The organism is Pseudomonas sp. SDO5532_S415 (assembly GCF_054071155.1).
This window is the reverse complement of sequence record NZ_JBSVWS010000068.1, coordinates 18,751-27,876: the sequence shown is the minus strand read 5'-3', so window position 1 is coordinate 27,876 and position 9,126 is coordinate 18,751. Positions and strand designations below refer to the sequence as shown.

The 9,126-nt window shown below is 59.2% G+C and carries 10 protein-coding genes and 1 tRNA gene; 5 read left to right on the top strand and 6 right to left on the bottom strand.

Annotated features, from left to right (window positions below; genetic code table 11):
- Positions 1 to 70: 70 nt before the first annotated feature.
- The 3 genes from ACW9HW_RS16400 to ACW9HW_RS16390 form a co-directional block, all read right to left on the bottom strand.
- Entirely contained in the window at positions 71 to 1,042 is a 972-nt protein-coding gene (locus ACW9HW_RS16400; RefSeq protein ID WP_095196799.1) for a magnesium and cobalt transport protein CorA, read from the bottom strand.
- A gap of 154 nt (positions 1,043 to 1,196) precedes the next feature.
- Complete coding sequence (locus ACW9HW_RS16395; RefSeq protein ID WP_095196798.1) at positions 1,197 to 1,919, bottom strand: lysophospholipid acyltransferase family protein; 723 nt, start codon at positions 1,917 to 1,919, stop codon at positions 1,197 to 1,199.
- A gap of 213 nt (positions 1,920 to 2,132) precedes the next feature.
- Positions 2,133 to 2,822 carry a crotonase/enoyl-CoA hydratase family protein gene (locus tag ACW9HW_RS16390; protein ID WP_095196797.1) on the bottom strand — a complete coding sequence of 230 codons (690 nt, stop codon included), beginning with the start codon at positions 2,820 to 2,822 and terminating at the stop codon, positions 2,133 to 2,135.
- 307 nt (positions 2,823 to 3,129) lie between these two features.
- On the opposite strand from ACW9HW_RS16390, the gene ACW9HW_RS16385 reads away from it, so the two are divergent.
- The 5 genes from ACW9HW_RS16385 to ACW9HW_RS16365 all read left to right on the top strand — a co-directional run bounded on the left by ACW9HW_RS16385 (position 3,130) and on the right by ACW9HW_RS16365 (position 5,382).
- Positions 3,130 to 3,219: transfer RNA gene (locus tag ACW9HW_RS16385), tRNA-Ser, on the top strand.
- Between the two features lie 143 nt (positions 3,220 to 3,362).
- Entirely contained in the window at positions 3,363 to 3,683 is a 321-nt protein-coding gene (locus ACW9HW_RS16380; protein ID WP_457400801.1) for a YbjQ family protein, read from the top strand.
- Positions 3,684 to 3,829: 146 nt separating this feature from the next.
- Positions 3,830 to 4,018 (top strand): hypothetical protein, encoded by a 189-nt coding sequence (locus ACW9HW_RS16375; RefSeq protein ID WP_457400799.1) that lies wholly within the window; start codon positions 3,830 to 3,832, stop codon positions 4,016 to 4,018.
- Between the two features lie 327 nt (positions 4,019 to 4,345).
- Complete coding sequence (locus ACW9HW_RS16370) at positions 4,346 to 4,714, top strand: hypothetical protein (protein WP_034150136.1); 369 nt, start codon at positions 4,346 to 4,348, stop codon at positions 4,712 to 4,714.
- Between the two features lie 359 nt (positions 4,715 to 5,073).
- Positions 5,074 to 5,382: a hypothetical protein gene (locus ACW9HW_RS16365; RefSeq protein ID WP_095196794.1), complete on the top strand. Its 309-nt coding sequence runs from the start codon at positions 5,074 to 5,076 to the stop codon at positions 5,380 to 5,382.
- A gap of 18 nt (positions 5,383 to 5,400) precedes the next feature.
- On the opposite strand, the gene greB is transcribed toward ACW9HW_RS16365, so the two are convergent.
- The 3 genes from greB to ACW9HW_RS16350 are packed head-to-tail and all read right to left on the bottom strand — an operon-like array spanning position 5,401 to position 9,119.
- Positions 5,401 to 5,898: a transcription elongation factor GreB gene (gene greB / locus ACW9HW_RS16360; RefSeq protein ID WP_095196793.1), complete on the bottom strand. Its 498-nt coding sequence runs from the start codon at positions 5,896 to 5,898 to the stop codon at positions 5,401 to 5,403.
- A 33-nt stretch (positions 5,899 to 5,931) separates the two neighbouring features.
- Positions 5,932 to 8,436 carry an ABC transporter permease gene (locus tag ACW9HW_RS16355; protein WP_457400796.1) on the bottom strand — a complete coding sequence of 835 codons (2,505 nt, stop codon included), beginning with the start codon at positions 8,434 to 8,436 and terminating at the stop codon, positions 5,932 to 5,934.
- Positions 8,436 to 9,119, bottom strand: a complete 684-nt coding sequence (locus ACW9HW_RS16350; protein ID WP_095196791.1) for an ABC transporter ATP-binding protein — start codon at positions 9,117 to 9,119, stop codon at positions 8,436 to 8,438. Before ACW9HW_RS16350 ends, ACW9HW_RS16355 begins: the two co-directional genes overlap by 1 nt.
- Positions 9,120 to 9,126 lie beyond the last annotated feature (7 nt).

Below are 9,126 nucleotides of genomic sequence, written 5' to 3'. Positions count from 1 at the left end.
CGCAGCAGGCCCATTTTTTGGGGCCGCTTCGCTGCCCAGCGGGAGCAAGCTCCCTCGCCACAAAAAATTTTCAAAGCCACCCCGACTTTTTGAAGCTCGCCCACAAACTCACACATCCCACCGTAATAAACCCCAGCACGCCGAAATATCCGTAATGCCAGGTCAGCTCGGGCATGTTCTGGAAATTCATCCCGTAAATCCCCGCTACCGCCGTCGGAAACGCCAGGATCGCCGCCCATGCAGCGAATTTGCGCTGCACTACGCTCTGGCGTGACGCCTCCAGCAACACGCCGACCTCGATGGTCTGGCTGGCGATATCGGCCAGGGTCGTCAGATCTTCCATTTGCCGGGTGACATGAATCTGCACATCGCGGAAATACGGGCGCATGTTCTTGTCGATGAACGGAAAGCTCAGCTTTTGCAGTTCTTCGCCGATCTCCACCATCGGCGCTGCAAATCGACGCAAGCGCAATACATCACGGCGCAGGCTGTGTAGTTTCTGTATGTCTCGCTCATTCAGCGAGCCGCACATGACGTTGCGTTCCAGCTCGTCGATTTCAGCATGGATCGCTTCGCCCATCGGCTGGTAGTTTTCGATCACGAAGTCGAGGATGGCATAGAGTACGAAATCTTCCCCGTGCTCAAGCAACAACGGACGCGCCTCACAACGTTGTCGGACATAGGCGTAGGACGCCGAGTGACCGTTGCGTGCGGTAATGATGTAACCGTTGCCGGCAAAGATATGGGTCTCGATAAACTTGAGTTTGCCCTCTTCCCGGATGGGGGAATACGTGACGATGAACAGCGCATCGCCGAAGGTTTCCAGCTTCGGTCGACTATGTTTCTCAAGGGCGTCTTCGATGGCCAGTTCATGCAGGTTGAACTGGCGTTGCAGGTTGTACAGTTCCTCGGCACTCGGCTCTTCAAGGCCGATCCAGACAAAGTGCCCCGGCTTTGCTGCCCAGGCGGCGCCTTCGTCGAGGGTGATATTGGTGACTTTCTTACCAGCGCTGTAAACCGCAGCAGCAACAACTCTACCCATGATGGTGATTCACTTCTTGTTAGCAGGTGTTCATTGGCAATAATGGCAGGCGGTGTCCAGCTTAGCCCTGTCTGCTGCCGGAGCGTCAGTGAAATCTGCCGGGTTCGCAGGTATAAGCGCAGACAAAAGAAAACCCGCACAGGGCGGGTTTCATTCAAGCGGCTTGCAGTTGCCGGTCCATTGAGTCGATGCATTCGCGCATCTGCTCGCGGCACTGGGCGATCAGCATGGGCATGTCGTCCAGACTCAATCCGGCGGTAGGAATGGCCGGCAGCGAGCGAATCAGAATTTTCCCACTGCGCCAGCGGTTCAATCGCATGTGCTTGACGTAACTGCTGACGCACACCGGCACGATCGGCACCCCGGCCGCGATCGCCATCTGGAAGGCGCCTTTCTTGAACGGCAACAACTCTTCGCCCAGATTGCGCGTGCCTTCGGGGAAGACCCAGATCGAGGTGTCTTCGTTTTGCAGGGTGTGGGTGGTGGTCAACATCGATTGGCGTGCTTTCTGCGCATTGCCACGGTCGATCAGCACATTACCGGCCAGCCAGAACAACTGGCCGAACAACGGTACCCACTTAAGGCTCTTTTTACCGATGCACACGGTACGGCGGGGCACTACGTTGCCGAATACAAACAGGTCGTAGTTGGACTGGTGGTTGGCGACGATCACGCAGCTGTCAGGTTTATCCATCAGCGGCCCGACGTCGGTCTTCACCCGCAAACGCAGAATGCACATCGCCGGCCATGCGTAGAGGCGGGCACATAGACGACTGTTGTCCGGATTGAACGGTCGGCACAGGCCGAGAATCACGCCCAGCACACCCGCGATAATAAAGTGCAAGCCCATCAATGACATACGTAAAGCAAACAGCATTTTCAGGCCCCACCGGGACAAAAGGTGGCGCAGTGTACGGATGTGCACTGTTTTCGGCAATTGCCGCTAAAGAAGCGGGAGATAGCCGATGTTTAAGTACATGTTTCCGACTGATGGGTCAGACGCGTTCTAGAGCGGTTGCAGGCTTTTCAGCACGGCGCGTACGAAAAGCCCGACACGACGGTCGGGCTTTTCGTTGCTGCAGGTTGGGTCTTAACCCAAATGCTCCTGATCCTGGATGATTGCGTTATCCAGGGTTTCCAGCAGTTCCTTGCGTACTTTCAGCTTGGTGTTCTTGTGTGCGGTCATGTTGATCTTCTTCAACTGACGAGCCGCCGCCAGTGCTGCGCCTTGCAGCTCTTCGGCAGACACCACCACGTCAAGGAAACCGGCATCCACTGCCGTCTGCGGATTGAACATTTCACCGTTGATCACCGAGCGGTGGAACGCCGATTTGCGCAGGCGATCACGGGCCAGCTCGATACCGGCGTGGTGCATGGTCATGCCGATCTGTACTTCGTTCAGGCCGATGCTGAACGGGCCGTCGACACCGATGCGATAGTCAGCGGACAGCAGCAGGAACGCGCCCTTGGCCACGGCATGGCCAGGGCAAGCCACAATCACCGGGAACGGGTGCGACAACAGGCGGCGGGCCAGCGTCGAGCCGGAAGTGACCAGCGCCACGGCTTCTTTAGGGCCGGACGTCATCACCTTCAAATCGTAACCGCCCGAGAGAATGCCCGGCTGACCGGTAATGATCACCACCGCACGATCAGTCACCGCCTGATCCAGCGCAGCGTTGAAGGCAGCAATCACGTCCGGGGAAATGGCATTGACCTTGCCATTGTTCAGGGTCAGGGTCGCGATACCGTCTTCGAGATGGTAAGAAATCAACTCACTCATGACGCCATTCCTTTCAATAAAGTTGGGCTGAAGTTACCCACCGCCACAGGCCAGGTAAAGCGCTATGACTGACCCGCCAGTCACCCTTTCCCCGCCCGCCAAGCGTAGCCCGCCCCGCCAGCGGCGCATTGCCCTCTATATAGAGGCGTGTGCCAAGACAGAGTTTGGCCGGTTTGCCATTGCCCCGACTGGCTTGAAACGGCTAATCGCGTTAAGCGCATGAAAATTCTAAAAAAATGTTTGCCATCAGAAAAGCTTTCGACTACATTAGCGCGCCTCGACAGACAGAACATGTTTGAAGAGATACGGTGAAGTGTCCGAGTGGCTTAAGGAGCACGCCTGGAAAGTGTGTATACAGGAAACTGTATCGAGAGTTCGAATCTCTCCTTCACCGCCAAATTCGATGTAAACAAAACCCCTGGTTTCGAAAGAAGCCAGGGGTTTTGTGTTTTTATGGGGCTGATTTCTTAAAGCGTTGATATGCGGAACTTTGCCGGCATGTGACGCGCTGCCTCACTTTCTGAACAACAAGGACCTCCCATGATCACCACCACGACCCACGCTATCGAAGGGCGACAAATTACCGCCTACCTGGACATTGTCAGTGCCGAGTCGGTACAGGGCATCAACGTCATCCGCGATATGTTCGCCGGGATGCGGGATTTTTTCGGTGGGCGTTCTCAGACGCTGGAGCAGGCGTTGAGGGAGGCGCGCATCCAGGCCACTGACGAGATCAAGGAGCGGGCGCGGGCACTTCAGGCAGATGCCGTGGTAGGGCTCGATTTCGAGATCAGCATGCCGGCCGGCAAAGGAGGAATGGTGGTGGTGTTTGTGACTGGAACGGCGGTCAAGCTGAGGTGATCGGGGTGGGGCCATTCGTCGGGCATCGGGTAATCTGAACTACAAGTCCAGTAATGACCGGCTAGTCTCAAAATCCTTGGTGGTCGATATTTTTTCGGCAATAGGGCTTGCCGGTGTCGACTCCGCTTTTGAAGAGGGGTGAAGAGATGACTGATCCGTACATCGAAGACGACGGAGCGGAATATCCGATCAACAATTACGTCAAGTGTGGACAGACTGCATACGTAGCCAGCTTCGGCGAAGACCAGACCGAGGTCGACAAAATCAAGACCAAGGCTTGCCGAGTGCTGAAAGGGAAGTTTCTCCCCAAGGTGACGGCTCCGGCCAGGAAGTAATAAACCAGCAAGCGAACCCCGTCATTGAGCGGGGTTTTTTGTGCCCTGGCTTCAGCATTTGAAGATTCTGTGAACGAATATTTAACCTGGCTGGTTTTTCACAAAGTTTTCACAAGGTCCTACGTAGGCTCAACTCATCCGTTAGAAAGCAACACCCTGCCCGTTCCCCAGCGGGCTTTTTTTTGCCTGTCATAAAACCTTTTCCATAATTGCTGTCCAACCGTCGCCAACTCCGAGGTTGAGTGCGCGCATGTCTGGACTTTGTCTCCTCTAAAGCTTTCAATCTCGACCCTTTTGATTTTCATCCCTATTTTTGAGGTTTTTGTCATGCGTTTCACACTGCCTGCTTTGGTTCTGGGTCTTCTGGTCGCACAAGGTGCAATGGCTGGCGACGGCACTGCCGCCATCGGTGGCGGTTTGGGTGGCGCGCTGGGTAATGTCGTCGGTCAAAGCATGGGCGGCAGCACCGGGGCAGCGATTGGCGCGGGTGTAGCAGGCGCGGCGGGCAGTGCTGTTGCCGCCAAGAAAGGCCACCGCACCAGCGCTGCGATCGGCGGTGGCGTGGGCGCCGCTGGCGGTTCGGTGATCGGCAACAGCCTGGGCGGCAAGACCGGTTCCACCATCGGCGCAGGCCTGGGCGGCGCATTGGGCGGTGGCGTGGGCAGCAACCTGGCCAAAGGTCACAAGCGTCACTGATCCTGAGCGATCGATTGAAAGAGCCTGGCTCGATCAACCTGCTGGCCGGTTAAAGGAAATGCCCGTATCGCAAGATACGGGCATTTTTCTTATGTGCCATTTTCAGGATTCGGGGCAGATTGCGCTTTGATGCGGTCCGATTACGGAGTCTTTTTTGTTGTGCGTCATTCTTGACACTGTCCGGTCAGCTTCTCTAGGATGCTGCTCATGCGCCGATTTAAACAGCTACTTGCGGGGCGCCAGGTGACTCACTCAGTTGCCGATAGAAGCTTGAAACAGGCTTCGAAATACCGCTAAAGCGCTGGTTCGGTGTTGCCTCTCACCTGCCATGCAGACTTTTGAGGCAGAGACACGAAACGATGAATGCACTAAGCCCGGTTGTACGTCCCGCGCCGATCACGGCACATCTCACCCAGCGCAACCCAAAAATCCTGCTTGGCGGTAAACATCAGCCGACGCTCTTGCGCTACCTCGATGGCTGGCCGCGTCGCACCGGTGGTCCGGCAGCGTTCCTGATCCAGTTTGTCGAAGACGGGGAATCCCTGGCTCGATTTGCCAGCGACAGCTTTGATCTGGCGGTGATTCAGTCGCCCAGCGCTGAAGAGGCCCATGAAGTCATCAAACAATTGACCCGCGTTGCCCGACAAGGGCTGATTACCCGTCGCTGAGGCTCAGCGCGCTGCGGCTTATAAATACTCGATCGCCACGATGTACACGCACTGCTCACCGGTCGGTGTCTGGACCCGAACTTCGGCGTCCAGCGCCTTGCCGATCAGGGCGCGGGCCAGCGGCGAGTCGATGCTGATCAGGCCCTGTTTCAAATCCAGCTCATCCGGCCCGACGATGCGATAACGCGATTCCTTGCCATCTTCGTCTTCGATGGTGACCCAGGCGCCGAAATAGACTTTGTTCGGGTCGCTGGGCTTCTCGCTGACGACCTTGAGCGCTTCCAGGCGTTTGGTGAGAAAACGCACGCGGCTGTCGATCTCGCGCAGCATCTTTTTGCCGTAGGTGTATTCGGCGTTTTCCGAGCGATCGCCCTGTGCCGCGGCTTCGCTGACAGATTGCGTCACTTGCGGTCGCCGCACGTGCCAGAGTTCATGAAACTCGGCGCGCATCCGCGCTTCACCTTCGGGGGTGATCAGCGCGGTGCCGGCGGTGCGGGGAGGGCGATAACGGCTCATGGTGATTTCTTTGAGAGTGAGCGGCTGAGTTTATCAACCCTCACGCAGGACTGTCAGGGGGCTGGCGTTCAAGGCGCGGCGGGTGCCGAACACACCGGCGCCGCCGATCAGCACTGCACCGATCAGTGGCAGTACCAGCAGCCATGGATGCGGATGCCAGGGCAGGTCGAACGCATAGCGGTACAGCATCAGGCTCACGACTTCCGACCCCAGCGCGGCCAGCAAGCCGCTGACAGCACCGAGCAGGCCGAATTCGATCCGCCGCGCCTTGACCAGCAATTGCCGTTCCGAGCCCAGCGCCCGCAACAGCGCACCCTGACGGATGCGCTCATCCAGTGTCGCCTGCAAGCCGGAAAACAGCACGGCCATTCCCGCTGCCAATACAAACAACAGTACATATTCAACCGCCAGGGTGACCTGGGCCAGGATGCTGCGCAACTGCGCCAGCAGCGCTTCGACTTGCAGGATGGTGACCGCTGGAAAACTGCGGGACAGGTCGACGATTTGCTGATCATGACCCGCTGCCAGATAGAAACTGGTCAGGTAGGTCGCCGGCAGGTCCTTCAAGGTGCCGGGCTGGAAGATCATGAAGAAGTTTGGCTGGAAGTTGTCCCAGTTGATCTCCCGCAGGCTGGTGACCTTCGCCTCGCGATTGGCCCCGCCGACGGTAAAGACCATGTGATCACCGAGCTTGAGTTTCAGACTTTCGGCGACCTTGCCTTCCACCGACACGCCGGGAATTTCATCCGGTGGTTGCTCGGGCCACCAGTCGCCTGCTGTGATCTTGTTACCCGCTGGCAGGTCTGCTGCCCAGGTCAGGCTCAGGTCGCGCTGGATCGCCCGGTCACCGGCCGAATCCTTGCTGACGATTTGCTGCACCGGTTCACCATTGATGCTGATCAGCCGTCCCGGCACGACCGGGTACAGCGGTGCCGATTGCGCCGACACCGAGATCAGGCGATCGGTGAATGCCTGCTTGTCCGCGGGCAGGATGTTCAGGGCGAAATAGTTGGGAGCGTTTTTCGGCAACTGGTTTTGCCAGGTATCCAGCAGCTCGCCCCGTAGCAATGCAATCAACGCCATCGACAGCAGGATCAGGCCGAACGCCAGGGCTTGCCCGGCGGCTGCCAGTGGGTGACGGAGCAATTGGCCAAGGCCGAGGCGCCACGGCAACGAGGCGCGGGCGAGCATGCGCCGCAGGCTTTTCAACAGCAGCAACAGCAAGCCCCCCAGCACCAACGCTGCAATCACGCCGCCGCCGAGCAGGGCGAAGGTCAGCACCAGGTCCAGACTCAAGCGCCACATGATCAAGCCAAGGGCGCCCAGCGCTGCACCGTAAACCATCCAGGTGCTCGACGGAATCGGTAGCAGGTCGCGACGCAACACGCGTAACGGTGGCACCCGACCCAGCGCCGCCAGCGGCGGCAAGGCAAACCCTGCCAATGCCACCAGCCCGGTGCCGATCCCGGCGATGGCTGGGAGCAACCCGCCCGGCGGTACATCGGTCGGCAGCAAGTCATGCAGCAAGGCAAACAGCCCCAGCTGTGCCAGCCAGCCGATGACAGCGCCGCTGATGCTGGCAAGCAGGCCGAGCACCGTCAGCTGCAAACCGAACAGCACCATGGTTTCCCGGCGCGACAATCCCAGGCAACGCAACAGTGCGCTGGCGTCGAACCGACGCATGGCGAAACGCGTCGCCGACAGCGCCACTGCCACGCCGGCCAGCAACACCGCCACCAGACTGGCCATATTCAGATAACGTTCAGCCTTGCCCAGAGCCCCACCAATCTGCCGGTTGCCATCCCGGGCATCCTGGATGCGCTGATTGGCCGCGAGGCCGGGTTTGATCAGTTGGCGATAAGTTTCCAGTGCTTCGGGCTTGCCACGCCAGAGCTCGCGGTAACTGACCCGGCTGCCGGGTTGCACCACGCCAGTGGCGGCGAGGTCGGCGAGGTTGATCAAGACCCGTGGCGTCAGGCTGTAGAAGTTGCCGGCACGGTCGGGTTCGTAGGTCAGTACTCGCGCCAGCGTCAGGTTTTTCATGCCGACATCGATGCTGTCGCCGATCTTCAGGTCCAGCGCGGTCAACAGCCGCGCTTCGACCCAGGCCTCACCGGGCTTCGGACCGCCGCCGGACTCTTGCGGGGCGAAAGGGGCAGGGGCGCTTTTCAGTTCGCCGCGCAGCGGGTAGACATCATCGGCAGCCTTGATGCTGGACAGCTGGATGCCACTGTCAGTGGCGATGACGCTGGAGAACTCCACCACCTGCGCGTGTTCCAGGCCCAGCTCGGTGCCGCTTTTTATCTGTTCGGGTCGCGCCGGCGAGCTGCCTTCGAGCAGCAGGTCCGCACCGAGGAATTCGGTGGCGCGCAGCATCATCGCGCCGTTCAGGCGGGCGCCGAAGTAACCGATGGCAGTGCTCGCCGCCACCGCCACCACCAGGGCGAAGAACAACACGCGCAACTCGCCGGCACGGGCGTCGCGCAGCAACTGGCGGATGGCGAGACTGAAGAGACGCAGCAGCGGCAGATGGGCCATCAAGCCTCCAGAGGGGCGACCAGCAGGCCGGCTTCAAGGCGGATCAGGCGCCGGCAGCGATGTGCCAGGCGTTCGTCGTGAGTCACCAGTACCAGGGTCGTGCCGCGCTCCTTGTTGAGTTCGAACAGCAGGTCACTGATGCGCTCGCCGGTGTGGCTGTCGAGGTTGCCGGTAGGTTCATCGGCGAACAGTACGTCGGGTTCGGCGGCAAACGCCCGGGCAATCGCCACGCGCTGCTGTTCACCGCCGGAGAGCTGGCGTGGCGAATGGGTCAGGCGCTTGCCCAGTCCGACCCGTTGCAACAGCTCGGTGGCGCGGTCGCGGGCATCTTTTCGGCCATCGAGTTCCAGCGGCAGCATGACGTTTTCCAGGGCGTTGAGGCTGTCGAGCAACTGGAAGGACTGAAACACAAAACCCACATGTTCTGCGCGGATGCGCGCGCGCTGGTCTTCGTCGAGATTGCTCAAGCCTTGCCCGGCGAGGGTGACTTCACCGCTGCTCGGCAGGTCGAGGCCGGCGAGCAGCCCCAGCAGGGTGGATTTGCCGGAACCGGACGCGCCGACGATGGCCAGGCTATCGCCCTTGTTCAGTTCCAGGCTGAGTTGGTGCAGGATGGTCAGTTCACCTTCCGCGCTGGGAACCACTTTGCTAAGGTTCTTCGCGGTGAGAATGCTTGCGCCCATGGAGAAT